General features: G+C 31.6%; 22 protein-coding genes, 1 riboswitch and 1 other annotated feature. All 22 genes read left to right on the top strand.

The window, feature by feature from the left end; all coding sequences use genetic code 11:
* Positions 1 to 190: 190 nt before the first annotated feature.
* The 22 genes from LQ688_RS01020 to hemC all read left to right on the top strand — a co-directional run bounded on the left by LQ688_RS01020 (position 191) and on the right by hemC (position 25,044).
* The gene (locus tag LQ688_RS01020) at positions 191 to 901 is read left to right on the top strand and encodes a response regulator transcription factor (RefSeq protein ID WP_016999311.1); all 711 of its coding nucleotides are present in this window, start codon (positions 191 to 193) and stop codon (positions 899 to 901) included.
* Positions 894 to 2,600: a two-component system histidine kinase PnpS gene (gene pnpS, locus LQ688_RS01025; protein WP_481817145.1), complete on the top strand. Its 1,707-nt coding sequence runs from the start codon at positions 894 to 896 to the stop codon at positions 2,598 to 2,600. Before LQ688_RS01020 ends, pnpS begins: the two co-directional genes overlap by 8 nt.
* Before the next feature lie 190 nt (positions 2,601 to 2,790).
* Complete coding sequence (gene polA, locus LQ688_RS01030; protein WP_239752537.1) at positions 2,791 to 5,415, top strand: DNA polymerase I; 2,625 nt, start codon at positions 2,791 to 2,793, stop codon at positions 5,413 to 5,415.
* 21 nt (positions 5,416 to 5,436) lie between these two features.
* Positions 5,437 to 6,309 carry a DNA-formamidopyrimidine glycosylase gene (gene mutM / locus LQ688_RS01035; protein ID WP_239752538.1) on the top strand — a complete coding sequence of 291 codons (873 nt, stop codon included), beginning with the start codon at positions 5,437 to 5,439 and terminating at the stop codon, positions 6,307 to 6,309.
* A gap of 10 nt (positions 6,310 to 6,319) precedes the next feature.
* Positions 6,320 to 6,919 (top strand): dephospho-CoA kinase, encoded by a 600-nt coding sequence (gene coaE, locus LQ688_RS01040; RefSeq protein ID WP_239705951.1) that lies wholly within the window; start codon positions 6,320 to 6,322, stop codon positions 6,917 to 6,919.
* Between the two features lie 274 nt (positions 6,920 to 7,193).
* Complete coding sequence (locus LQ688_RS01045) at positions 7,194 to 8,228, top strand: glyceraldehyde-3-phosphate dehydrogenase (protein WP_064204343.1); 1,035 nt, start codon at positions 7,194 to 7,196, stop codon at positions 8,226 to 8,228.
* Positions 8,229 to 8,379: 151 nt separating this feature from the next.
* Positions 8,380 to 8,838, top strand: a complete 459-nt coding sequence (gene nrdR, locus LQ688_RS01050) for a transcriptional regulator NrdR (protein WP_016999305.1) — start codon at positions 8,380 to 8,382, stop codon at positions 8,836 to 8,838.
* A gap of 11 nt (positions 8,839 to 8,849) precedes the next feature.
* Positions 8,850 to 10,247 (top strand): replicative helicase loading/DNA remodeling protein DnaB, encoded by a 1,398-nt coding sequence (locus tag LQ688_RS01055; RefSeq protein ID WP_239752540.1) that lies wholly within the window; start codon positions 8,850 to 8,852, stop codon positions 10,245 to 10,247.
* Positions 10,247 to 11,167 carry a primosomal protein DnaI gene (gene dnaI / locus LQ688_RS01060; RefSeq protein WP_016999303.1) on the top strand — a complete coding sequence of 307 codons (921 nt, stop codon included), beginning with the start codon at positions 10,247 to 10,249 and terminating at the stop codon, positions 11,165 to 11,167. The genes LQ688_RS01055 and dnaI overlap by 1 nt, the downstream gene beginning before the upstream one ends.
* 316 nt (positions 11,168 to 11,483) lie before the next feature.
* Positions 11,484 to 13,412, top strand: a complete 1,929-nt coding sequence (gene thrS, locus LQ688_RS01065; protein ID WP_016999302.1) for a threonine--tRNA ligase — start codon at positions 11,484 to 11,486, stop codon at positions 13,410 to 13,412.
* 68 nt (positions 13,413 to 13,480) lie between these two features.
* A riboswitch (Lysine riboswitch) is annotated at positions 13,481 to 13,653 on the top strand.
* 89 nt (positions 13,654 to 13,742) lie between these two features.
* A complete protein-coding gene (locus tag LQ688_RS01070) occupies positions 13,743 to 15,236 on the top strand; it encodes an amino acid permease (RefSeq protein ID WP_064204341.1) in 1,494 nt (497 codons plus the stop codon).
* 52 nt (positions 15,237 to 15,288) lie between these two features.
* Positions 15,289 to 15,416 (top strand) — a sequence feature (ribosomal protein L20 leader region).
* Positions 15,417 to 15,439: 23 nt separating this feature from the next.
* Positions 15,440 to 15,970: a translation initiation factor IF-3 gene (infC, locus tag LQ688_RS01075; protein ID WP_064204340.1), complete on the top strand. Its 531-nt coding sequence runs from the start codon at positions 15,440 to 15,442 to the stop codon at positions 15,968 to 15,970.
* A gap of 25 nt (positions 15,971 to 15,995) precedes the next feature.
* The gene (gene rpmI, locus LQ688_RS01080; protein WP_016999300.1) at positions 15,996 to 16,196 is read left to right on the top strand and encodes a 50S ribosomal protein L35; all 201 of its coding nucleotides are present in this window, start codon (positions 15,996 to 15,998) and stop codon (positions 16,194 to 16,196) included.
* A gap of 42 nt (positions 16,197 to 16,238) precedes the next feature.
* Positions 16,239 to 16,598, top strand: a complete 360-nt coding sequence (gene rplT, locus LQ688_RS01085; protein WP_016999299.1) for a 50S ribosomal protein L20 — start codon at positions 16,239 to 16,241, stop codon at positions 16,596 to 16,598.
* 144 nt (positions 16,599 to 16,742) lie between these two features.
* A complete protein-coding gene (locus LQ688_RS01090) occupies positions 16,743 to 17,366 on the top strand; it encodes an NUDIX domain-containing protein (protein WP_016999298.1) in 624 nt (207 codons plus the stop codon).
* The gene (locus LQ688_RS01095) at positions 17,363 to 18,298 is read left to right on the top strand and encodes a hypothetical protein (RefSeq protein ID WP_239705955.1); all 936 of its coding nucleotides are present in this window, start codon (positions 17,363 to 17,365) and stop codon (positions 18,296 to 18,298) included. Before LQ688_RS01090 ends, LQ688_RS01095 begins: the two co-directional genes overlap by 4 nt.
* Positions 18,299 to 18,390: 92 nt before the next feature.
* On the top strand, positions 18,391 to 19,671 hold the full coding sequence (tig, locus tag LQ688_RS01100; RefSeq protein WP_016999296.1) for a trigger factor: 1,281 nt from the start codon (positions 18,391 to 18,393) through the stop codon (positions 19,669 to 19,671).
* A 126-nt stretch (positions 19,672 to 19,797) separates the two neighbouring features.
* Positions 19,798 to 21,060: an ATP-dependent Clp protease ATP-binding subunit ClpX gene (gene clpX, locus LQ688_RS01105; protein ID WP_016999295.1), complete on the top strand. Its 1,263-nt coding sequence runs from the start codon at positions 19,798 to 19,800 to the stop codon at positions 21,058 to 21,060.
* 173 nt (positions 21,061 to 21,233) lie between these two features.
* The gene (gene yihA, locus LQ688_RS01110; protein ID WP_016999294.1) at positions 21,234 to 21,821 is read left to right on the top strand and encodes a ribosome biogenesis GTP-binding protein YihA/YsxC; all 588 of its coding nucleotides are present in this window, start codon (positions 21,234 to 21,236) and stop codon (positions 21,819 to 21,821) included.
* Between the two features lie 74 nt (positions 21,822 to 21,895).
* The gene (gene hemA / locus LQ688_RS01115) at positions 21,896 to 23,245 is read left to right on the top strand and encodes a glutamyl-tRNA reductase (protein WP_239752541.1); all 1,350 of its coding nucleotides are present in this window, start codon (positions 21,896 to 21,898) and stop codon (positions 23,243 to 23,245) included.
* A 20-nt stretch (positions 23,246 to 23,265) separates the two neighbouring features.
* Positions 23,266 to 24,099, top strand: coding sequence for a cytochrome C assembly family protein (locus LQ688_RS01120; RefSeq protein WP_016999292.1), 834 nt, complete (start codon positions 23,266 to 23,268; stop codon positions 24,097 to 24,099).
* A gap of 18 nt (positions 24,100 to 24,117) precedes the next feature.
* Positions 24,118 to 25,044 carry a hydroxymethylbilane synthase gene (gene hemC, locus LQ688_RS01125; RefSeq protein WP_016999291.1) on the top strand — a complete coding sequence of 309 codons (927 nt, stop codon included), beginning with the start codon at positions 24,118 to 24,120 and terminating at the stop codon, positions 25,042 to 25,044.
* The last annotated feature ends 12 nt before the right edge of the window (positions 25,045 to 25,056 follow it).

Below are 25,056 nucleotides of genomic sequence, written 5' to 3' on the forward strand. Positions count from 1 at the left end.
TTTCATACTTAGTCATTTTTAATGGGGGTGGGACTACGAAATTTTTGAAAATGAGATTTTTGTCCTACTCCCTATTTTATTAGCTTAATTGTTAATACAGTGTTAACTTTTTGTAAAGTTCTCTAAATACGTATTATTTTTTTAATAATTTACGTTATAATTATGTTAAATCGCTTAAGGAGGTTCTTGCATGTCACAAAAAGTATTGGTAGTAGACGATGAACAATCAATCGTCACTTTGCTTAAATATAATATAGAACAAGCGGGTTACCAAGTTATTGTAGCCTATGATGGTGTCCAAGCATTAGAGAAAGTCAACGAAGAAAAACCGGATTTAGTGGTTTTAGATGTCATGTTACCTGAAATGGATGGTATTGAAGTATGTAAAACAATACGTTCAGATAAAAATCAAGTTCCTATTTTAATGTTAACAGCAAAAGATGATGAATTTGATAGAGTATTAGGTTTAGAACTAGGTGCAGATGATTACATGACAAAGCCATTTTCACCAAGAGAAGTGGTAGCAAGAGTTAAAGCAATTTTAAGACGAGTTAGCCAAATCGAATCTAGTCAATTAGATGAAGATGAAGATATTATATTAGGTTCAATTCGAATACGTCCAGATTATTTTGAAGTTTATCGAAATGACGAGCTTTTAGAATTAACACCGAAAGAATTCGAATTATTACTATATTTAATCGAAAGACAAGGCCGTGTGATTACTAGAGAACATATGCTGAATTCAGTATGGAATTATGAATTTGCAGGAGATTCACGTATTGTAGATGTACATATAAGTCATTTAAGAGATAAGCTTGAAGAAAACCCTAAACAGCCTCAGTTTATAAAAACGGTGAGAGGCTTAGGTTATAAGTTAGAAAGACCAAAAAATAATGATTAAGTTTTATAATAAGCTTTTAATTATACTTACAACAGTTACCGTTGTAAGTTTTCTTATATTAGGGTTTTTCCTACATAATTCAAGTTATGATCTAATATCTAAGCAAGAAGATAAACAAATGAAAAACGATTCTAGAAAGATTTACGATATTGCCAAACAACATCCAGAGGATTTGGATAATATATTAAATGTATTTGTACAAGATGTTTTAGTCATGAAGAATAATAAAGAATTATATAGTTCTCAAAATCAAGGGACTAAAATTTTTGATGATGAAAAAGATGATGCCATTAAAGAAGCTAGAAAATTCGATGAATCATTTAAACTTAATAAAGAAAAAAGTGAATTAATTTCTGCTAAAAAATATGGTGAATATACGATTGTTTTAGCAAAAGAATCTGAAACTATAGCAATTATTCAAAAAGATATTTGGCAATACTTGTTAATCGTCTTATTATTTACTTTACCACTTATTTATTTCGTAGTTAGATACATCAATACTTCTTACATCTATCCTATAAAAGAAGTAACATATGCTACTAAATTATTAGCTTCTGGTAAGTATAGAGTAAGAGTTCCAGAAAGTAATGTTAAAGAAACGAAAGATTTATTCATTAACACTAATGAGCTCGCTAGAACGCTAGACGATTTAAATAATGAGCAGAAACTTCAAAGAAATAGATTAGAAACGACATTAGAAAACATTCCAAGTGCAACGTTGATGATCGATAGAGATGGTTATATTGTTATAGCTAATAAAACTTATCATGATTTATTTGATAGAGTTGGGAATGCAGAAGGGCAATTGTTTAAAGATGTTATGCCTAATCAAGAAATCAGCCAAATGATGAACGAAGCTTTGAAGTTAGAACAACCTTTATTTGAGCAAATTGAATTGTATATTAATAATGTTCATAATAAATTTTTCGAAGTATCTACTATACCAGTCCTATCAAGACGTAAGAAAAATCTTTTAGGTCTCGTAGTAGTAATGCATGATATTACAAAATTGAAAAAATTAGAACATATGCGCAAAGACTTTGTTGCAAATGTATCTCACGAACTGAGGACACCTATAACTTCTATTAAAGGATTTGCTGAAACTTTATTAGATGGTGCTAAAGATGATCCAGAATCTTTAGATATGTTTTTAAATATCATTCTTGAAGAATCAAACAGGATACAATCATTAGTACAAGACTTGTTAGATTTATCTAAAATTGAACAAAGTAATAAAATTCCAAAAGAACGTATTTCTTTAACTGAAATAGGAGAGCATTGTATACAAACTGTAAGTAATGCAGCACATAAAAAAGATATTGAATTGATAGGTAATATCGATAATGATGTATATGCACTTGGAGATAAAGATAAAATCACTCAAGTTCTTATTAATTTGTTAACGAATGCCATTAGTTACTCTTCGCCATCTAGTGAAGTTATTTTAACAATTAAAAATGAAACAGACGGACAAATTATTTCTGTTAAAGACAATGGTATAGGTATTTCTGAAGAAGAGCATGCTCGTATATTTGAACGTTTTTATAGAGTTGATAAAGCAAGAAGTAGAGATTCTGGAGGTACTGGCTTAGGACTGTCTATTACAAAACATATTATAGAAGCACATAATGGTGTAATTAAAGTAGAATCTAAAGTAGGCGAGGGCTCTAATTTTATAGTTAAATTATTTAATGAATAATCTTCATATAATCTTTACAATAAATTCACACTAGTTTCATGGTTTATAGATAGAATGAATCTAGACCCCTTCATTTTGATGATTGAGCAAGATACTTCGGTATCTTGCTTTTTTATTTTATGCGAAACAATCTAAATATGGACTTATATATGATAAAATGAAATCAATATAATGATGGAGGTATCTCACATTGGAAAAATTGGTACTTATAGACGGAAATAGTTTATCATTTAGAGCTTTTTTTGCATTGCCTCTTTTAACTAATAAAGCGGGCGTATACACAAATGCAATTTATGGTTTCACAATGATTTTAGATAAAATAATAAAAGAAGAACAACCGACTCATTTTATGGTTGCATTTGATGCTGGAAAAACAACATTTAGAAATAACATGTATAGTGAATACAAAGGTGGACGTGAAAAAACGCCGGATGAATTACGTAGCCAATTGCCATATATTCGTCAATTAGTTGAAAGTTATAATATTAAACACTATGAACTTGAAAATTATGAAGCGGACGATATTATCGGTACGCTATCAAAACAAGCTGATAATCAAAATTTAAAAACTATAATTATAACTGGCGATCGTGATTTAACACAATTAGCTAGCGAAAACGTAACAATTTATTACACTAAAAAAGGTGTGACAGATATTGATCACTATACACCTGAATTCATCGCTGAAAAGTATGATGGAATAGTACCAAATCAAATTATTGATATGAAAGGCCTTATGGGAGATAAATCAGATAATATACCAGGTGTCCCTGGTATTGGTGAAAAGACTGCTATCAAGTTATTGAAACAATTTGAAACAGTTGAGGGCGTTTACGAAAATATAGATGAATTAAAAAAATCTAAAATGAAAGAAAAGCTAATTGAAAATGAAGAAAATGCAAAATTAAGTAAAGATTTAGCGACGATTAATAGAGATAGCCCTATAGAAGTAACGATAGATGATTTAAAATTAACAGACTATAGCGATGAAGAGAAAATTAAACTATTCAAAACTTTAGAATTTAAACAATTGTTAGATCAAATGGATGCAAGTACAGAAGCTTCAGATGATCGTGTTATTGAATATATAGATAGTATGGATGATTTTGATTTTAAAAATACAAAAGAAGCGTCCATACATTTTGAGACGAATGAAAACAATTATCTAAAAGCAGACGTTCTAGGTTTCGCTATTCAAACGGAAAATCAGGTATTTGTGATAACAGAAGAAGAATTTAAACAAAATAAAGATTTGCATGAATGGTTAGAACGAGAAGAGGTATCATTGTCTGCTTATGACGTTAAAAAGACTATTGTATTATCACATAGATTAGGTGTAAAAATTAAAGGTGTTACATTTGATACAATGTTAGCGAGTTATATATTAGATCCTTCTAGAACAATAGATGATGTATATTCAGTCGTGTCTGAATTTGGAATTTATTACGTGCCTAATGACGAAAGCATCTATGGAAAAGGCAAAAAGTTACACGTGCCAGAAAGAGACGTTTTATTTGAATGTATCGCAAAAAAAGTGACTGCGATTTCAGAATCAAAAGAAAAAATGATTGACCTATTAAAAGAAAGAGAACAACTTTCATTACACGATGATTTAGAGTTGCCACTAGCGACAGTTTTAGCTGATATGGAGAGATTAGGTATAACAGTTGATAAGGATACTTTAGTAAATATGCAAGAAGATTTAAATTCAAGACTTGAGAAATTAATTGAACAAATTCATAATTATGCGGGTTCTGAATTCAATATTAATTCACCTAAGCAACTTGGTGTAGTATTATTTGAAGATTTAAAATTACCAATCATTAAAAAGACTAAGACTGGCTATTCAACAGCAGTAGATGTGTTAGAACAATTACGAAATGAACATCCTATAATTGAAGAAATTTTAGTTTATAGACAATTATCTAAATTGCAATCTACTTACATTGAAGGCCTACAAAAAATGATTACACCTGAAGGTAAGATTCATACGCGATTTAACCAAACATTGGCACAAACTGGTCGCTTAAGTTCTGTTGAACCTAACTTGCAAAACATACCGATTCGATTAGAAGAAGGTCGTAAAATTAGAAAAGCATTTAGACCAAGTAAGAAAGACCATGTTATTTTTGCAGCTGACTATTCTCAAATTGAGTTACGTGTATTGGCACATATTACAGGGGACGAACATATGAAAGAAGCATTTACATCTAATGAAGATATTCATACGAAAACTGCAATGCGTGTTTTCAACATAGATAGTAAAGACGAAATTACTGGAAATATGAGAAGACAAGCTAAAGCTGTTAACTTTGGTATCGTTTATGGAATCAGTGATTATGGGTTGAGTCAAAGTTTAGGTATTACGAGAAAAGAAGCTAAGAAATTTATCGATGACTATTTAGATAGTTTCCCTAAAGTAAAAGAATATATGGATACAATAGTGCAAGATGCAAAACAAAAAGGATACGTAGAAACACTTCTTCATAGAAGACGATATACGCCTGATATTACAAATAGAAACTTTAATTTAAGAAGCTTTGCAGAAAGAACAGCTATGAATACACCTATACAAGGTAGTGCAGCTGATATCATCAAACTTGCAATGGTTCAGTTTGCTCATAAAATTAAAGATACAAACTTTAATGCAAAATTATTATTACAAGTTCACGATGAATTAATATTTGAAGTACCAAATGATGAAATAGATGAATTTAGGCCATTTGTAGAGGGAATCATGGATAATGCGCTTGAACTGAGCGTACCATTAAGTGTTGAATCAAGTTATGGAGACACATGGTATGATGCAAAATAATGAAGAGAAAGAAGACTGAAAATGCCAGAATTACCAGAAGTAGAACATGTTAAGAGAGGTATCGAACCTAAATTAATTGGAAGAACGATTCAACATATTAAATTTTCAGATAAAGTGAAAATAGGTAAAGATACAGGTAAAGAAACGATTGTTAAAGGTACCTCTTTAGAAGAATTTAAAGCGCGTATTGAAAATTATACGATTACGAACGTATACAGACGAAGTAAATATATATTTATAGAATTAGAAAAAGATCAAAATCATCATATTATGATGTGCCATTTTGGTATGACAGGTGCTTTCTTTACAGTTCCGCAATTAGAAGATATTACGATACCAAATCATAAAAAGCATTGGCACGTTATTTTTGAGTTAGATAATGGAATTAAACTTATTTATACTGATATTCGAAGATTTGGTGAAATAAGAGCTTTGAAAGATTTAACAGAATATCCTTCAGTATTAAAAATAGCGCCAGAGCCATTTTTTGAAGAAGCTTTTCATCATTATAAAGAACAAATTAAGACAAAAAGATTTATTAATAAACCTATAAAAGTGGCAATACTAGACCATACAGTGATTTCAGGGTGTGGAAATATATATGCATGCGAAGCTTTATTACGTGCAGGAATTTTGCCTAGTCGTAGCGTTAAAGAATTAAGTGAAGAAGAACAAGAAAAAGTATTTCGTGAAGTAGTGGAAGTTCTTCAAGAAGGTATTGATAATGGTGGATCAAGTATTTCTGATTATTACAATGCCGACGGAGAAAAAGGAACGATGCAAGAAAGACATCTTGTATATGGTAAAAATATTTGCGGACAATGTGGTGGTACTATTGAACAAGAAATCATAGCTACAAGAAATACTCATTATTGTCCAAACTGTCAAAAGTAGGTGTGTAAAGATGAGTCGTGTAATAGGTTTAACCGGTGGAATAGCTACGGGGAAATCAACAGTATCAAACCTGTTAAAAGAACATGGGTTTTATATTGTGGACGCTGATATAGCTAGTCGTAAAGCTGTCGAAAAAGGCAGTAAAGGATTAGATGAAGTGCGAGAAGTATTTGGTGACGAAGCAATAATTGATGGTGAAATGAATCGTCAGTATATTGGCCAGATTGTTTTCAATGATGTAAATATGAGAAATAAATTAAATAACATTATACATCCTAAAGTTCGTGAAATAATGGAAGATGAGAAACAACAAGCATTGAACGAGGGAAAAAACGTTATAATGGATATCCCTTTACTATTTGAAAACCAATTACAAGATACAGTTGATGAAACATGGTTAGTATATACAAATGAAACAAACCAAATTAATAGATTGAAAGAAAGAAATCAATTGACTGATGACGAAGCACTATCACGTATACGTTCACAAATTCCAATTGAAGAAAAACGACATTTAGCAGATGAAACTATTGAAAACAATGGCACAAAAGAAGATTTAGAATCGACTATTATTCAATTTTTAACTGCTAAAAACTATAAAACCACATGATTTTATAATAATTTCAAGTTTGAATTACTGATATTTTGATGCGTTCTTTAAGATAGACACTTTAAGTGTTTAAATTGAAGAGCGCATTTTTGTTTTACTAGAAAATTCAATGTTACATACTAAATATAATATATGAGTAAAAATACTTAATAACGTAGTTTTATTAATAAAAATAAAATTTTCAAAAACATAATAGTAAACGTTTTCAATACGATTTTAATGTGATATACTAATTGCAACAAATAGTATATCACATTAAAAGGGGTTCTCGATTATGAAAAAAAATATTGCGATTAACGGATTAGGAAGAATAGGTAGAATGGTATTAAGAGGTGCACTTAAATCTGATGATTTAAATATTGTTGCGATAAATGCGTCTTATCCGCCAGAAACAATTGCACATTTAATTAAGTATGATTCAACACATGGCAAATTAGATGAAGAAATAAAAGCAGTTGAAGATGGAATTGTAATAAATGATCATAAAATTTTATTAGTGTCAGAGAGAGACCCTAAATTATTACCATGGGGAACATTAAATATTGATATTGTTATTGAAGCAACAGGCAAATTCAACCATGGAGATAAAGCAGTTTCACACATAGATGCAGGTGCTAAAAAAGTAATATTGACTGGTCCTGCTAAAGGTGGAAAAGTTCAAACGATTGTTAAAGGTGTAAATGATAATCAACTTAATTTAAAAGAATTTGATATTATTTCAAATGCTTCTTGTACAACAAATTGCTTAAGCCCTGTAGCTAAAGTCTTAAATGATAAGTTTGGTATTGAAAATGGCTTAATGACAACCGTTCATGCTTTTACAAATGATCAAAAGAACTTAGATAATCCGCATAAAGATTTAAGAAGAGCACGTTCTTGTACTGACAGCATAATACCAACTTCGACTGGAGCTGCAAAAGCTTTATCACTCGTATTACCAGAATTAGAAGGTAAAATGCATGGTATGGCATTAAGAGTACCAACTTCAAACGTTTCCTTAGTTGATTTAGTTGTTGATTTGAAAACTGATGTAACGATAGAAAAAGTGAATGATGCATTAAGAGAAGCAAGTAATGGAGAATTGGCAGGGATTATGGCTGTAAGCGATGAACCATTAGTTTCAATTGATTTCAATACTGATCCACATTCAGCTATTGTTGATGAACAATCTACGATGGTCATTGGAGATAATAAAGTTAAAGTATTGGCTTGGTATGACAATGAATGGGGATATTCAATGAGAGTTGTTGAATTAGCTGAGCAAGTGGCAAACATTTTAACTGAAACACAAGAACAAAAAATTTCATAATTGATATACTTAATAAACACAATGCGAATTTTGAAATTTGCATTGTGTTTTTATTTGATGATTTACAAATGTAAAGTAGTGAGCGTTTAAAAATATCCGAAACTACTGTATAATCTATGTATGAAAATATAAGTTCTGAGAGGTGAAACGAATGAGATGTCCAAATTGTAAATATGATAATTCTAAAGTAGTGGATTCAAGACACGCTGATGATCTGACTGCTATAAGAAGAAGAAGAGAGTGTGAATCATGTGGATTTCGTTTCACGACATTCGAAAGAGTTGAACTATCACCTTTAATAGTAGTTAAAAAAGATGGGGCTCGACAAACTTTTAATAGAGATAAAATATTAAATGGGCTCGTTCGTTCATGTGAAAAAAGACCAGTTGCTTTTCAAAAACTAGAAGATATTACAAACCAAGTAGAAAAAGACTTAAGAGCTGAAGGAGTTACTGAAGTATCTTCTAATGATATTGGAGAAAAAGTAATGGAACATTTAATGGATGTTGATCAAGTATCATATGTAAGGTTCGCGTCTGTATACAGAGAGTTCAAAGATGTCGATCAATTGCTACAATCAATGCAAGGTATTTTGAAAGACCGAAAGTAAGGTGATTATTAATGGCGGAATATTTTAGTGGTATAAAGCCTGGAGATGGCTTTTACGTGAAATCAAATTATAATTACACACATGTCCATCAAGACATATTAACTAGCTTATATACGCCGTTAATTGGTACTGATGCAATAGGTGTTTATTTATATTTATCACAATTTAATTTTCATAATGAACATGACGCTTATAGTCATTATACAATTATGAATGATTTAAAAATTAATTTATCAAATTTTAGAGATTCGTTAGATTTATTAGAAGGTATTGGATTAATTAAAACTTTTATGAAAGTAAACCAACAAGAGCAAACATTTATATACTCGTTACAACAACCTGCTACAACTGAACAATTCTTTAATGATCCATTATTATCAGTTTTTTTATACCAACAAATAGGTAAGACAAGATTTGTTGCCTTGAAAAATAGATATAAAGATAAAAGTGTTTCTACTTCAGATTATAACGATGTTACCAAAACTTTCACAGATGTTTTTAAAGTGCCTAATATGTCACAAGTAGCGCCTACAGATTCAATAGAAATACAACAAGATGCTAAAAACAAAGGTTTGGATTTATCCGATGTAAAATTCGATTTTGAAATGCTTGAGTTATTACTGAATAATCATTTAATTTCTAAAGAGATTTTAAATAAAAAGACAAAAGAAGTAATTATACAAATTGCTACATTATATGGTATAACACCTGTAGATATGAAATCTATCATTTTAAAATCTATAACAGAGAACCAAACAATCTCTTTAGAGGATTTAAGGAAACACGCACGGTCAATTTATCAAATAGAGCATGAAGGTGCTTTACCAGCATTAGAAGTAAAGCAAGGTAGTATAACATCAAGTCAAAATGAACAACCAAGTGAAGAAGTAAACTCATTATTATCTTGGTATGAATTATTAGATACTACAAGCCCTATTGAAATGTTATCTTCGTTTACAGAATCTGAGCCAACCGTTGCACAGAAAAGACTTGTAGAAGAAATCATTACTAGAGAAAAATTACCTTACGGGGTTATGAACATATTATTACAATATGTTATGTTCAAAAACAACATGCAATTACCGAAAGCTTATATTGAGGAAATCGCTTCTAACTGGAAGAAGTTAAAGCTAAGTTCAGCAGAGGAAGCTTATAATTACATTAAAGAATTTGAAAAGAAAACTAAAGAAAAGAAAAAGCAACGTCAAGAAAAAGGTAATTATAATTCATATAAATTGAAATCGATTGAAAAAACACCGGATTGGCTATTAAAACAAAAATCGAGTGAAGAAAAAGAAGACGGCGCCAATAATGATAAACAACAAGATGAAACTGATGAAGAATTTGAAAAAAGAAAAAAAGCTCTACAAAGAGAAATGGAAGCATTTTGGAAAGAAGGTGATCATTGATGGAACCGCTAGGGCAGCATTTGCAACAAAATAAAGATTTTCAAAAAAGACTAGATAAAATAAAAAGGGATACACTTGCCAATAAAGAAGTGAAAGCATTTATAGAAGCACATCAATCTGAATTGACAAATGCTATGATAGATAGAGATTTAGATCAACTGCAAGCATTTAAAGACCAGTCGAAAAGTTGTGAAAAATGTGATTGTTACAATAAATGCATTAACTTTGTTAAAGGGCATGTTCCAGAATTATACATTCAAAATGATCACATTAAAATTAGATATTTACCGTGCCCGAATAAAATAGAACATGATGAACAACGCTTCCAATCTAACTTAGTAACATCTTTTCAAATGCCTGAAGAAACATTACAGGCAACAATTAAAGATATATACGTAGATAATGAAGCGAGAATGACTATTATTAAAAAAGCTATGGAAATTTGTAATAAAATAGTGAATGGTGAAGATACTAAAGGACTTTATATACACGGTCCATTTGGAACAGGTAAGTCTTATATACTTGGTGCAATATCTAATCAGTTGAAATTGAAAAACCAAGCTTCAACAATTATATATTTACCAGAATTTATTAGAGTATTAAAAAATGGTTTTAATGATGGTTCATTTAGCCAAAGATTTGAATCTGCTCGAGAAGCAAAAGTATTAATGCTTGATGATATTGGTGCGGAAGAAATAACCCCTTGGGTAAGGGATGAAGTATTAGGTCCGTTATTACATTATAGAATGGTCCATAAACTACCGACTTTCTTTAGCTCGAACTTTAATTTTGAAGAATTAGAATTTCATTTGAGCAAAACGAGACAAGGTGCTGAAATAACGAAAGCAAGTAGAATTATGGAACGAATTAAGACAATTACTGAAGACTATGAACTTGAAGGTAAAAACTATAGAGCGTAATTTTAGCTTGATATTTTATAATAGAGTTGTATAATTGAATTATCTTAAATGAATATTTAAATTTAGAGGACATGACGTCTATTTAGCATTCACAGAGAGTCTCATCTAGCTGAAATTGAGATAATGCGATATATTCGGTTACTCCCTCATACATGATGTGTTAATCCACATTCGGCTCAAGACCGTTATCTTATGTAGAGTTATCGTAAACACAATAAGTTTGCGTTAATGAGGGTGGTACCGCGAGAGATTTCGTCCCTTTGGATGAGGTCTCTTTTTTATGTTCTTTAATAATTTTAATGAGGAGGAAGTCGTTATGAGCGAAATAAATATCAAATTTCCAGATGGCAATGTGAAAGGATTTGAACAAGGCACAACAACTGAAGATATTGCTCAATCTATTAGCCCTGGGTTAAGAAAAAAAGCAGTAGCAGGAAAATTCAATGGACAACTAGTCGATTTAACTAGACCTTTAGAGGAAGATGGGGATATTGAAATTGTAACACCTGGTAGTGACGAAGCTTTAGAAGTGTTAAGACACTCAACTGCACATTTAATGGCACAGGCATTGCAAAGATTATATGGAGATGTGAAATTTGGTGTTGGTCCAGTCATTGAAGGTGGCTTCTACTATGATATAGATACAGAACACAAAATTTCTAGTGACGACTTCGAAACGATCGAAAAGGAAATGAAACAAATCGTAAATGAAAACTTCAAAATTGAACGTAAAGTTGTATCTAGAGATGAAGCTAAAGAATTTTTCAAAAACGATGAATATAAATTAGAGTTAATTGATGCTATACCTGAAGACGAAAATGTAACACTATATTCACAAGGTGAATTTACTGATTTATGTAGAGGTGTACACGTACCTTCAACTTCGAAAATTAAAGAATTTAAACTTTTATCAACTGCAGGGGCTTATTGGAGAGGCGATTCTAATAACAAAATGTTGCAGCGTATATATGGTACTGCATTCTTCGATAAAAAAGATTTGAAAGCTCACTTGAAAATTTTAGAAGAGAGAAAAGAACGTGACCATAGGAAGATCGGTAAAGAATTAGAACTATTTACAACTAACCAAGATGTTGGCGCTGGACTACCTTTATGGTTGCCAAATGGTGCTGTAATTAGACGTGAATTAGAGCGATATATTGTAGATAAAGAAGTAAGTATGGGTTACGACCATGTTTATACACCAATCATGGCTAACGTTGATTTCTATAAAAAATCAGGTCACTGGGATCATTATCAAGAAGACATGTTCCCACCTATGGATGTAGGTAATGAATCGTTAGTTTTACGACCTATGAACTGTCCACACCACATGATGATTTATAAAAATAGTCGTCATTCTTATCGTGAATTACCTATACGTATTGCTGAATTAGGCATGATGCATAGATATGAAGCAAGTGGTGCAGTATCAGGTTTACAACGTGTTCGTGGTATGACTTTAAACGATGCGCACATCTTTGTTAGACCAGATCAAATTAAAGAAGAATTTAAGCGTGTAGTAAACATGATTTTAGATGTTTACGAAGACTTTGGATTCAAAGACTATACTTTTAGATTGAGTTATCGTGATCCTGAAGATAAAGAGAAATACTTCGATGATGATGAAATGTGGAATAGAGCTCAAGCAGTATTGAAAGAAGTAATAGATGAAATGGAATTACCATATGAAGAAGCGATTGGTGAAGCGGCATTCTACGGTCCTAAATTAGATGTTCAAGTGAAAACTGCAATGGGTAAAGAAGAAACTTTATCAACTGCGCAACTTGATTTCCTATTACCGGAACGCTTTGACTTAACATATATTGGTAAAGATGGAGATGAACACCGTCCAGTTGTTATCCATAGAGGTGTTATTTCAACTATGGAACGTTTCACTGCTTTCTTAATAGAAGAAACTAAAGGTGTATTCCCAACGTGGTTAGCACCAAATCAAGTTGAAATTATACCTGTTAACGTAGATTTACATTATGATTATGCTAGATTATTACAAGATGAATTGAAATCACAAGGTGTTCGTGTTCATATCGATGATCGTAATGAAAAAATGGGCTACAAAATAAGAGAAGCTCAAATGAAAAAAATACCTTATCAGCTTGTTGTAGGTGACAAAGAAGTAGAAAATCAAGAAGTTAATGTTAGACAGTATGGATCAAAAGATTCAAAAACAGTCGAAAAAGACGAGTTTATTTGGAATCTTGTTGATGAAATTCGCTTGAAAAAATAAGAGGCTATTGAAAATTTCGGATTCTTCAGTTATAGTTTAATAGTAAAAATTAATTTAATATTCCTCAGTAATGAGTTAGAGGTTGCGATGTTCAAGATTATACATTCAGAAGTGTTATGGCACATATGTTGAAATGTAGAAAGGGGATATTGCCGAAATAAATAGTGACCATAATGCTATTTATTGGGCCAGTGTTAAATAAATACTGGACTGTCACACTAAGTGATGTGCTACCAATTTGTATGGAATGTTCATATATGGTCGCATATCGAATAGGGTATGCGACTTTTTTAGTGGCTCTATTGTGGAATTGTAGAAAGGGAAAGATCAATGTCGCAAGAAAAAACAACTAATAATATTCAAAGGAAGTTAAAAGATAGACACATCTCTATGATTGCTATCGGTGGTTGTATCGGTACAGGTTTATTTATGACTTCGGGTGGTGCTATAAGAGACGCGGGACCAGGTGGTGCATTATTAGCATATGCAGTAGTTGGTATTATGGTCTTCTTCCTTATGACATCGTTAGGAGAAATGGCAACATATTTACCAGTTTCGGGATCATTTAGTACATATGCTACAAGATTTGTTGATCCATCATTAGGTTTCGCTTTAGGTTGGAACTATTGGTTTAACTGGGTTATTACAGTAGCAGCTGATATTACAATTGCTTCTCAAGTTATTAGCTATTGGGAACCATTAGAAATATTACCTTCATGGCTATGGAGTATCATATTCATGTTGATTATATTTGGTCTTAACGCACTATCTGTTAGAGTTTATGGTGAAAGTGAGTACTGGTTTGCATTTATTAAAGTTGCAACAGTTATTATCTTTATCGGTATCGGTTTATTAACGATATTTGGTATTATAGGTGGTCAATACTTAGGATTTGATAATTTTGTTGTAGGAGATGCACCGTTCCTAGGAGATTCAAATGTGAATACATTCTTATTAACATTAGGAGTATTCTTAGTTGCAGGGTTCTCATTCCAAGGTACAGAACTTATTGGTATTACGGCAGGAGAATCTGAAAATCCTGAAAGAGCAGTGCCGAAAGCAATTAAACAAGTATTTTGGAGAATATTACTATTTTACATTTTAGCTATATTTGTAATAGGAATGATTATTCCGTACACAAATCCGAACCTAATGGGTGGGGATGAAATTGCTAAATCGCCATTCACGCTTGTATTTGAAAATGCAGGATTAGCATTTGCAGCTTCATTTATGAACGCAGTAATCTTAACTTCAGTATTATCAGCAGGCAACTCAGGTATGTATGCTTCTGTAAGAATGCTGTTTTCAATGAGTAAAGATAAATTGGCTTCACCAGTATTTTCAAAAACAAATAAAGCTGGTGTACCTTATACAGCGTTAATAGCTACTGCATTTGTAGTTGTATTAATATTTATAATAGAACATTTAAGTGGTGGCGCTTATGAATATATTATCGCAGCTTCAGGTATGACAGGCTTCATTGCTTGGTTAGGTATTGCGATCAGTCATTATAGATTTAGAAGAGCTTTTGATTTACAAGATTATGATAAAACAAAACTAAAATATAAAGCTAAATTATTCCCATTTGGTCCATTGTTTGCATTTATATTATGTGCGATTGTCATAGTAGGCCAAGATGTAGACTTTATACAAACGGGTGAATTTGATCCTAGAAGATTTTTCATTACTTATATGGGTATTCCTGTATTCTTAGTATTTTACATTTTCCATAAGTTAAAATATAAAACGAAATTAATTCCATTAGAAAAAGTGGACTTAAGTCAAGATGTTGATATGGAAGAATTCGAAAAGAATATTAAATAAATATTGACATAAAGGTTTATAGTTGGTATGATAGGTCATGTTGAATACGAAACGGACCAAGTAGAAGCATACCCGCTTCTCACCTGTAGTGACGCTTTAAGCAGTTGGCAGGTAAAAATAAACCTTTAATGTTTATGGATAAGAGCGGGTGCATTTATGCATTCGCTCTTTTTTTCTTGGACGACTTCGTAAAAATCTAGGAGGTGTCAACCATAGCTAAAGATCAGACTCAAGTTAACGACAGAATTCGCGCAAAAGAACTTCGACTAATTGGCCAAGATGGTGAACAGATAGGTGTTAAATCTAAACAAGAAGCTATTGAAATGGCTGAAAGAGTAGATTTAGACGTTGTTATCGTAGCACCTGGTGCTAAACCACCTGTTGCAAGAATTATGGATTACGGAAAATATAAATTCGAACAACAGAAAAAAGAAAAAGAAATTCGTAAAAAGCAAAAAGTTGTTAATGTTAAAGAAATTCGATTGAGTCCAACTATCGAAGAACACGACTTTGAAACTAAACTAAAACATGCTCAAAAATTCTTATCTAAAGAAGATAAAGTTAAAGTATCTATTAGATTTAGAGGTCGTGCGATTACGCATAAAGAAATTGGTCAACGCGTGCTTGAACGCTTTGCAGAATCTTGTAAAGATATAGCAACAGTTGAGCAAAGACCTAAAATGGAAGGGCGTTCAATGTTCCTAATGTTAGCGCCTATCACAAACGAAAAATAAACCGAAATACTAGGAGGAAAACTCAATGCCTAAAATGAAAACTCATCGCGGAGCAGCTAAACGTGTTAAAAGAACTGGTTCAGGACAATTAAAGCGTTCTAGAGCGTTTACTTCACACTTATTCGCAAACAAATCAACTAAAGCTAAACGTCAATTACGTAAATCTACTTTAGTATCTAAATCAGATGTAAAACGAGTTAAACAAATGTTAACGTACGTAAAATAATAAATTTATTGGACTAATGGTCCATTTCAAGGAGGAATTATCATGCCACGTGTTAAAGGTGGAACAGTGACGAGAGCTCGTCGTAAAAAAGTCTTAAAATTATCTAAAGGTTACTTTGGATCAAAACATACATTATACAAAGTTGCTAAGCAACAAGTTATGAAATCAGGTAACTATGCTTACCGTGACCGTCGTCAGAAAAAACGTGAATTCCGTAAATTATGGATTGCTCGTATCAACGCTGCGGCTCGTCAAAACGACATCAGTTACAGCCGTTTAATGAATGGTCTTAAATTAGCTGGTATCGAAGTTAACCGTAAAATGTTATCTGAAATCGCTATTTCAGACGAAAAAGCTTTTGCTGAATTAGCTACTAAAGCTAAAGATGCTTTAGCAAAATAATAAATATATATAGAGTCCGGGGGCATTTACCATGTCCTGGACTCTTTTTTTATAAAGAAGATTAAATTTAATATAAAGGTATCTTCTTTACGCCTTATATACGCTTTGATAAAATAAAGAAGAACAACTTATAAGGAGAATACTATGTCTAAATTTGATGAAATGATTACAGTTGTCCCTAGAAAGACAATTTTTAAAGATGAAGCTTATCAATTCGATGGTTTTAAATCTATTCAAGATGAAGAAACGAAATATATTTATGAAACAATTAATGAGTACGAAGTTAAAAGACGTGGGGACATGGAAGAAGATCCTTCATATAAACAACTTATTTCATATTGTATTTTAGAAAATGAAAATGATGAAATACTTGTATATGAACGACTAACAGGTGGAGGAGAAGGTAGACTTCATGGCTTAAGTTCTATTGGTGTAGGCGGTCATATGAATGATGTTCCAAATGCTACAAATGTAGAAGAAGTGATTCGAGATAATGCAGAAAGAGAATTAGAAGAAGAAGTAGGGCTTGATAAAGAAAATGTTAAAAATATGGAACTAATCGGCTTTATTAATGACGACCAAAACGAAGTTGGTAAAGTACACATCGGATTAGTTTTCAAATTAAAAGTAAATGAATCAAGTGTTGAAGCTAAAGAAACTGATACCTTGAAAATTAATTGGGTTAAACAATCAGATTTAGCGAATAATAAAAATTATGAAACATGGAGTAGCTTAATTATAGACGGCTTATATAGAAGAGGTGAGTGACCTTGTCTGATATCATTCCATTTCCTAAATTAAAGAATCAATTGATTACAAATATTAAAACTTCAATGCAAGATGGTGAATATGATAAAGCATATGAATCATTCGAAACATATGAACAACATTTTGAAATGGATGAACAATTATCGTTGATGAAATGTGAAGTTTTAAAGTCTTGCGGTCATTATCTAGAATTAAGAGAAGAAGCAAGTATATTATTAAACCAAGGTCACGAACAATATGATCAAGTTGTAATATATTTTGTAGAAAGCCTATTTCAATTAGAACAGTATCAAACTGTAGTGGAAATCATAAATCAAATTAAAGATGAAGCTATTGACCATGCAACAAGAATGACTTTAATACCAATGCAAGATTTAGCAAAAGATAAGCTAGAACAAAGGAAACTTAAAGCTTCAGAAATTTTAAAGACTTTTAAAGATACAAACTTTGAGGAACAAGTGCAATTATTAATAGATTTAATAGATAACCATCTAGGTATTTTCAATTTAACATTAGCTCAAATTATTGAGAATGAACCGTTACATCCAAATGTTCAAAGCTTAATATTAGAGTATTTACGTTTGGGAGAATGGTCAGCTGAAGTTAAATTTAATAAAATAGATACAAATATAGCTATTGTTCCTACAGAACTTAGTGGCATTGAAAGAACAGATTTTAAAATAAATATTATACCTAAAATTATTGAACAACTTGAAATAGATAGCCCAGCGTCTATAGAATTAAGTAACTCTATATTAAATCAACATGCCATTTTACTTTATCCAATCGAATTTAAATCTATTAAAAATGAAGTTTTAATAGCATGTTACTTGAAACTTTTATCAGAACGCCTTAATATAGACGCTAACTATGAAAGTGTGAGCCAAGATGATTGGGAACAATTTATTGGCGTTATTCAGAAATTTGAATGAATATAAACACTATAGTTGAAACATTGAAAAGCTATGTTATAATTAAAGAGTTGAAAATTAATAAATTAGGATAATCACGGAGGTTTTTATTCATGACAGCAACATGGGAAAAGAAAGAAGGCAACCAAGGTTTATTAACTGTTACGGTTCCAAAAGAAGAAGTAGATAAAGGATTAGACAAAGCATTCAAAAAAGTTGTTAAACAAATTAATGTGCCTGGTTTCCGTAAAGGTAAAATGCCAAGACCATTATTTGAACAAAGATTTGGTGTTGAATCATTATACCAAGATGCTTTAGATTTTATTTTACCTGAAGCATATGGTAATGCAGTAGAGGAAGCAGAAATCAACCCTGTTGATCGTCCAGAAATCGATGTTACACAAATGGAAAAAGGTAAAGAACTTATCTTTGAAGCAACTGTAACTGTAGAACCTGAAGTAGAATTAGGTGAATACAAAGGTTTAGCTATTGAAAAGCAAGACCGTGAAGTAACTGACGAAGAATTCGAAGAAGCTTTAAATGATGCGGTAAGTCGTCAAGCTGAATTAACAGTTAAAGATGGTGAAATTGCTGAAGGTGATGTAGCTAACATTAACTTTGATGGCTATGTTGATGGAGAAGCTTTTGAAGGTGGACAAGCTGAAGGTTATGATCTTGAAATTGGTTCAGGTTCATTTATTCCAGGATTTGAAGAACAACTTATCGGTCTTAAAGCTAATGATAGCAAAGATGTTGTTGTCACATTCCCTGAAGAATACCACGCTGAAGAATTAGCTGGTAAAGAAGCTACTTTCAAAACAGAAATCAACGAAGTTAAAGGTAAAGAAGTTCCTGAATTAGATGATGAATTAGCTCAAGAACTTGATGAATCTGTAAAAACAGTTGATGAATATAAAGAAAAATTACGTAAAGACTTAGAAGAAGCTAAAGTTAACCAAGCTGACGCTACTGAAAAAGAAGAAGCAATTACAAAAGCTTCTGATAATGCTACTGTAGATATTCCAGAAGCTATGATTAACACTGAATTAGATCGTATGATGCAAGAGTTTGAACAACGTATTTCTCAACAAGGATTAAACCTTGATTTATATTATCAATTCTCAGGACAATCAGAAGAAGAACTTAAAGCTCAAATGAAAGAAGACGCTGAAAAACGTGTTAAAACTAATTTAACTTTAAGAGCTATTGCGGATGCTGAGAACATTGAAATTTCAGACGAAGATGTTGAAGCTGAGTTAACAAAAATGAGTGAACAATTCGGATTATCTGTAGAAGATATTAAATCTACTTTAGGTAATAATGATATCTTAGTTAATGACCTAAAAATCCAAAAAGTTATCGACTTATTAGTTAATGAATCTAAAGAAGCATAATCGTTATTCGGTATTAAAATAGATCATAGTAGCAGAATATTTCTGCTACTATTCTTTTTTAACCCGTTTAATTTGAAATAATAAAGTACTTTTAGTATAGTCTAGAAGAAGAATAGGGGTGTAAAAATGTTTAAATTTAACGATGGTGAAGAAAACTTAAAATGTTCTTTCTGTGGTAAAGAACAAGATCAAGTTAAGAAACTTGTAGCTGGTAGTGGTGTTTACATTTGTAATGAATGTATAGAACTTTGTTCAGAAATAGTAGAAGAAGAGTTAAAATCACAAGAACCAGAACAATTTACTGAAGTTCCTACACCTAAAGAAATATTAGAGCAATTAAATGACTATGTAATTGGTCAAGAAAGCGCTAAAAAATCATTAGCAGTAGCTGTTTATAACCATTACAAACGTGTTCAACAACCTTCAGAAAGTGAAGATGGTATTGAATTGCAAAAAAGTAATATTGCACTAATAGGTCCAACTGGTAGTGGTAAAACATTACTAGCTCAGACATTAGCTAAATCATTAAATGTTCCATTTGCAATTGCAGATGCTACAAGTTTAACTGAAGCAGGTTACGTTGGTGAAGACGTTGAAAATATATTATTAAGATTAATTCAAGCTGCAGACTTTGATGTCGAAAGTGCTGAAAAAGGAATCATCTATGTGGATGAAATTGACAAAATTGCACGTAAATCTGAAAATACTTCAATAACTCGTGATGTATCAGGTGAAGGTGTTCAACAAGCACTTCTTAAAATTCTTGAAGGTACAACAGCAAGCGTACCACCTCAAGGAGGAAGAAAACATCCTAACCAAGAATTTATCCAAATTGATACAACAAATATCTTATTTATTCTTGGTGGTGCCTTTGATGGTATTGATGAAGTTATTAAACGTCGTTTAGGTGAAAAGGTAATTGGTTTTAGTAGTGCTGGAGAAGAAATCAGCGATGAAGAATCATTACTTTCACAAATTAGACCTGAAGACTTACAGTCATATGGTTTAATTCCTGAATTTATTGGTCGTATTCCAATTGTAGCTAACTTAGATACGTTAGATGTTGAAGCTCTTAAAAACATCTTAACTAAACCGAAAAATGCTTTAGTTAAACAATATACTAAAATGTTAGAGCTAGACGATGTAGAACTTGAATTCTCTGATGAGGCTTTAGGTGCTATCAGTGAATTAGCTATAGAGCGTAAGACTGGTGCTCGTGGTCTTCGTTCAATCATTGAAGAAGCTCTAATTGATATCATGTTTGATATTCCATCAAGCGATGATGTAACGAAAGTCGTTATAACAGAAGAGACAATTAGAGATCATAAGAACCCAAGCTTATATGATAGCGAAGGCAACTTATTAAACGATGAAAAAACATCAGCTTAAATTATAAAATCTAGAGTCCGGGACATGATAATTGTCTCGGACTCTTTCTTTAGCAGTGTTGACATTACAAAGACTTTTTAAAAATAAGAGCTTGTTGTTTCACTACATTGCTATGTTTAATTATTTAATGATTTAAGCTATAATAAAAGAAACGAATGATGTAGGAGATTACAATGAAAATAAATCCAAATAATGTAGACATTATAATTAGTGCAGTAGAGTCTAAGCAATATCCGGAAACGGGCTTACCTGAAATAGCATTAAGTGGAAGATCAAATGTAGGTAAATCAACATTTATTAACACACTTATTTCTAGAAAAAAAGTAGCGAGAACTTCATCTAAACCAGGTAAAACACAAACTTTAAACTTTTTTAACATTGATGAACAATTAATATTTGTAGATGTGCCTGGATATGGTTATGCTAAAGTAAGTAAAAAACAAAGAGAACAATTCGGCAAGATGATTGAACAGTACTTAACAACGAGAAAAGAACTTAAATGTGTAATACAACTTATAGATATACGCCACAAACCTACACAAGATGATATATTGATGTACGATTACTTAAAGCATTTTGAAATACCTACGATTATAGTTGCTACTAAGGAAGACAAAATACCAAAAGGTAAAGTTCAAAAACATCTCAAAATTATTCGAGAAACACTGGAAATAGAATCTGAGGACGTATTAATTAGTTATTCTTCATTAAATAAAGACAAGACGGACAATATTTGGGCATTATTGTCACAATTTATTTAAACAAATTCCTCACATTCCTAGATTAGAAATGTTATAATTAAGACATTGGACATAAATTAATGGGGGCGTTAGAAGTGCATGTAGTTGTAGTAAGTGTAAACTATAAAACTGCAGACGTTGCGATGCGCGAGAAATTAGCGTTTAATGATCAAGAAATTGAAAACGCGCTTGTAACTCTTAGTAACAAAAAATCTATATTAGAATGTGTAATCTTATCAACATGTAATAGAACAGAAGTATATGCCGTAGTAGATCAAATACACACAGGTAGATACTATATACAATCATTTTTAGCTGACTGGTTTAATCAATCATTAGATACAATTAAGACGTACACAAATGTTCTAACTGAGAATGATGCAATAGAACATCTATTCAGAGTGACATCTGGGTTAGATTCTATGGTATTAGGTGAAACTCAAATTTTAGGACAAATGAAAGACGCTTTCCAAACTGCACAAACAGAAGTAACTACTGGAACGATGTTTAATCGTTTATTTAAACAAGCAGTTACATTAGCTAAACGTGCTCACAGTGAAACAGATATCGCATCTAATGCTGTTTCAGTTTCTTATGCTGCAGTAGAACTATCTAAAAAAGTATTAGGCAGATTAGATAATAAAAAAGCGTTAATCATAGGTGCCGGTGAGATGGCAGAATTAGCTGTTGCGAATTTGAACGGTAGTGGCGTGACAGATATAACTGTTTTAAACCGTACTGTTGCAAAAGCTGAGGCTTTAGCTATGCAATATAAAGGTGTAGCAAAAAGCATAAACGAATTGCAATGTTCTTTAATGGAAGCTGATATTGTAATTAGTTCAACAAGTGCTGAGCAATATGTATTAACAAAAGATATGATGAGAGATGTTGAAAGATTTAGAAGGCATAAACCTTTAGTTCTTATCGACATTGCTGTTCCACGTGACATTGATCCAGAAGTTAACGATTTAGAATTAATGTTTAATTATGATGTAGACGACTTAAATGGTCTAGTAGATGCAAACTTAGCAGAACGTGAGAAAGCTGCGCGTGAAATTGAACTATTAATTGCTAAAGAAATTGATAAGCATGAAGAGTGGGTTAATATGTTAGGTGTTGTACCAGTAATAACTGCTTTGAGAGACAAAGCTTCTCACATACAACAAGATACAATGACAAGTATTGAGAGAAAATTACCTGACATGACTGTAAGAGAACGTAAAGTAATCTCTAAACATATGAAGAGCATCGTCAATCAGTTACTTAAAGATCCTATTACACAAGCTAAAGAATTATCAACAGATAAAAAATCTGATGAAAAATTAGAATTATTCCAAGAAATCTTCAACATTACAAATGAAGTTGAGAGAATAAATGAAAATAAAACAGAAACAAAGAAAGAATCTAAACAAGTTCAATTGACGCCTAATACAGTTGAATCTTAATTTAATTAAATGGTGATGCTATGCAAGATATAATTGCAGTACGTTTGCATGAGGTTGTTTTAATCATCTATATGATATGTTTAGGGTGTTACTTTTATGATTTTATTCAAAAGAATAATAAAGTACGAAAACTTGGTTACTATGCATTAGGGATTGTTTGGATATTTCAAACAATCTTTTTATGCATGTATATCATTACGACTAAACAATTTCCGATATTAACCCTATTTGAAGGTTTTTATTTTTACACCTGGATGATTATTACAGTTTCGTTAGTTTTAAACTATTTTAAATCAACTGACTTAACAGTATTTATAATTAATTTAATTGGTTTTGTATTTTTAACAATTCATACTTTCAGACCTGAACAATATGATGCCGAAAATACTGCCGCAAACATGATGAATGAATTATTACTCATTCATATTTCATTAGCGATTTTGAGTTATGTTATCTTTGCATTGAGTACATCACATGCAATTTTATACTTATTACAAAGAAAAAATTTAAAAGAAAAGACATTTAACCAAAAGTTTTTTAGAATGGGAAGCATTGAACAGCTAGAGCAAAATGTATTTAGATTTTCTTTAGTAGGCTTCTTAGTCTTGTTAATAAGTTTAATATTAGGAATACAATGGGGTCTAATCATTATTGGTAGTGAGATTTGGTTGGACTTAAAAGTAATTGGATCATTAATTGTCTTATTGCTATATGGTATATATTTATTCCTACGAGTAAGAAAAACTGTTAAAACTAAGACATTAGTAGTTGCTAATATTATGATATTCTTAGTTTGTATGATAAATTATTTGGTGGTTTCGAAATTTTCAGGATTTCATCAATGGTTTAACTAAATGATCATGGAGGAAAATATGCGTAAAATTATTGTCGGCTCAAGAAGAAGTAAATTAGCGATGACACAAAGTCAGCAATTTATTGATAAATTGAAAGAAAAATTTCCAGATTTAGATATTGAAATTAAAGAAATTGTCACTAAAGGCGATAAAATAATTGATGTTCAATTATCTAAAGTAGGTGGAAAAGGTTTGTTCGTTAAAGAAATTCAACAAGCTTTATTCGACCGTGAAATTGATTTTGCTATTCATTCATTGAAAGATGTGCCAAGTGTGTTACCTGATGGTCTTACATTAGGTTGCATACCACCACGTGAAATACCTTTTGATGCATATGTAGCTAACAATCACGTCAAACTAGCTGATTTAAAACCAGGCAGTATTGTTGGGACAAGCTCATTACGAAGAGGCGCTCAAATTTTAGCGAAATACCCACATCTAGAAATTAAATGGATAAGAGGGAATATTGATACACGTTTAGAAAAGTTACGTACTGAAGATTTTGATGCAATTATATTAGCAGCAGCTGGATTAAAACGTATGGGCTGGGGTGACGATATAGTTACAGAGTACTTACGTGAAGATACGATGATGCCAGCAATCGGTCAAGGCGCGCTCGGCATTGAATGTAGAAGTGATGATAAAGAATTACTAGATATATTAAATGCTGTTCATGATGAAGAAGTTAAAACATGTGTTACAAGTGAAAGAACTTTCTTAAGTGAAATGGATGGTAGTTGTAAAGTGCCTATTGCTGGTTATGCAACTAAAGAAGGCAACGAAATTACATTCACAGGTTTAATAATGTCACCAGATGGTAAAGAAAGATATGAATCTACTAAAGTTGGAACTGATCCAGTAGAAATAGGTAAAGAAGTATCTGACGAGTTAAAAGCCCAAGGTGCTTATGAGATTATTAGAAAGCTAAATGAAGAAGAAGCGTAATAAGGAGTCGTT

The organism is Mammaliicoccus sp. J-M40, assembly GCF_022386395.1.
Lineage (GTDB): Bacteria > Bacillota > Bacilli > Staphylococcales > Staphylococcaceae > Mammaliicoccus > Mammaliicoccus lentus.

Bases quoted from the DNA above. Each gene is read 5' to 3' on its own strand.
- LQ688_RS01020 (WP_016999311.1), top strand. From the start codon at position 191: ATGTCACAAAAAGTATTGGTAGTAGACGATGAACAATCAATCGTCACT.
- pnpS (WP_481817145.1), top strand. From the start codon at position 894: ATGATTAAGTTTTATAATAAGCTTTTAATTATACTTACAACAGTTACC.
- mutM (WP_239752538.1), top strand. From the start codon at position 5,437: ATGCCAGAATTACCAGAAGTAGAACATGTTAAGAGAGGTATCGAACCT.
- coaE (WP_239705951.1), top strand. From the start codon at position 6,320: ATGAGTCGTGTAATAGGTTTAACCGGTGGAATAGCTACGGGGAAATCA.
- LQ688_RS01045 (WP_064204343.1), top strand. From the start codon at position 7,194: ATGAAAAAAAATATTGCGATTAACGGATTAGGAAGAATAGGTAGAATG.
- nrdR (WP_016999305.1), top strand. From the start codon at position 8,380: ATGAGATGTCCAAATTGTAAATATGATAATTCTAAAGTAGTGGATTCA.
- LQ688_RS01055 (WP_239752540.1), top strand. From the start codon at position 8,850: ATGGCGGAATATTTTAGTGGTATAAAGCCTGGAGATGGCTTTTACGTG.
- dnaI (WP_016999303.1), top strand. From the start codon at position 10,247: ATGGAACCGCTAGGGCAGCATTTGCAACAAAATAAAGATTTTCAAAAA.
- thrS (WP_016999302.1), top strand. From the start codon at position 11,484: ATGAGCGAAATAAATATCAAATTTCCAGATGGCAATGTGAAAGGATTT.
- LQ688_RS01070 (WP_064204341.1), top strand. From the start codon at position 13,743: ATGTCGCAAGAAAAAACAACTAATAATATTCAAAGGAAGTTAAAAGAT.
- rpmI (WP_016999300.1), top strand. From the start codon at position 15,996: ATGCCTAAAATGAAAACTCATCGCGGAGCAGCTAAACGTGTTAAAAGA.
- rplT (WP_016999299.1), top strand. From the start codon at position 16,239: ATGCCACGTGTTAAAGGTGGAACAGTGACGAGAGCTCGTCGTAAAAAA.
- LQ688_RS01090 (WP_016999298.1), top strand. From the start codon at position 16,743: ATGTCTAAATTTGATGAAATGATTACAGTTGTCCCTAGAAAGACAATT.
- tig (WP_016999296.1), top strand. From the start codon at position 18,391: ATGACAGCAACATGGGAAAAGAAAGAAGGCAACCAAGGTTTATTAACT.
- clpX (WP_016999295.1), top strand. From the start codon at position 19,798: ATGTTTAAATTTAACGATGGTGAAGAAAACTTAAAATGTTCTTTCTGT.
- yihA (WP_016999294.1), top strand. From the start codon at position 21,234: ATGAAAATAAATCCAAATAATGTAGACATTATAATTAGTGCAGTAGAG.
- LQ688_RS01120 (WP_016999292.1), top strand. From the start codon at position 23,266: ATGCAAGATATAATTGCAGTACGTTTGCATGAGGTTGTTTTAATCATC.
- hemC (WP_016999291.1), top strand. From the start codon at position 24,118: ATGCGTAAAATTATTGTCGGCTCAAGAAGAAGTAAATTAGCGATGACA.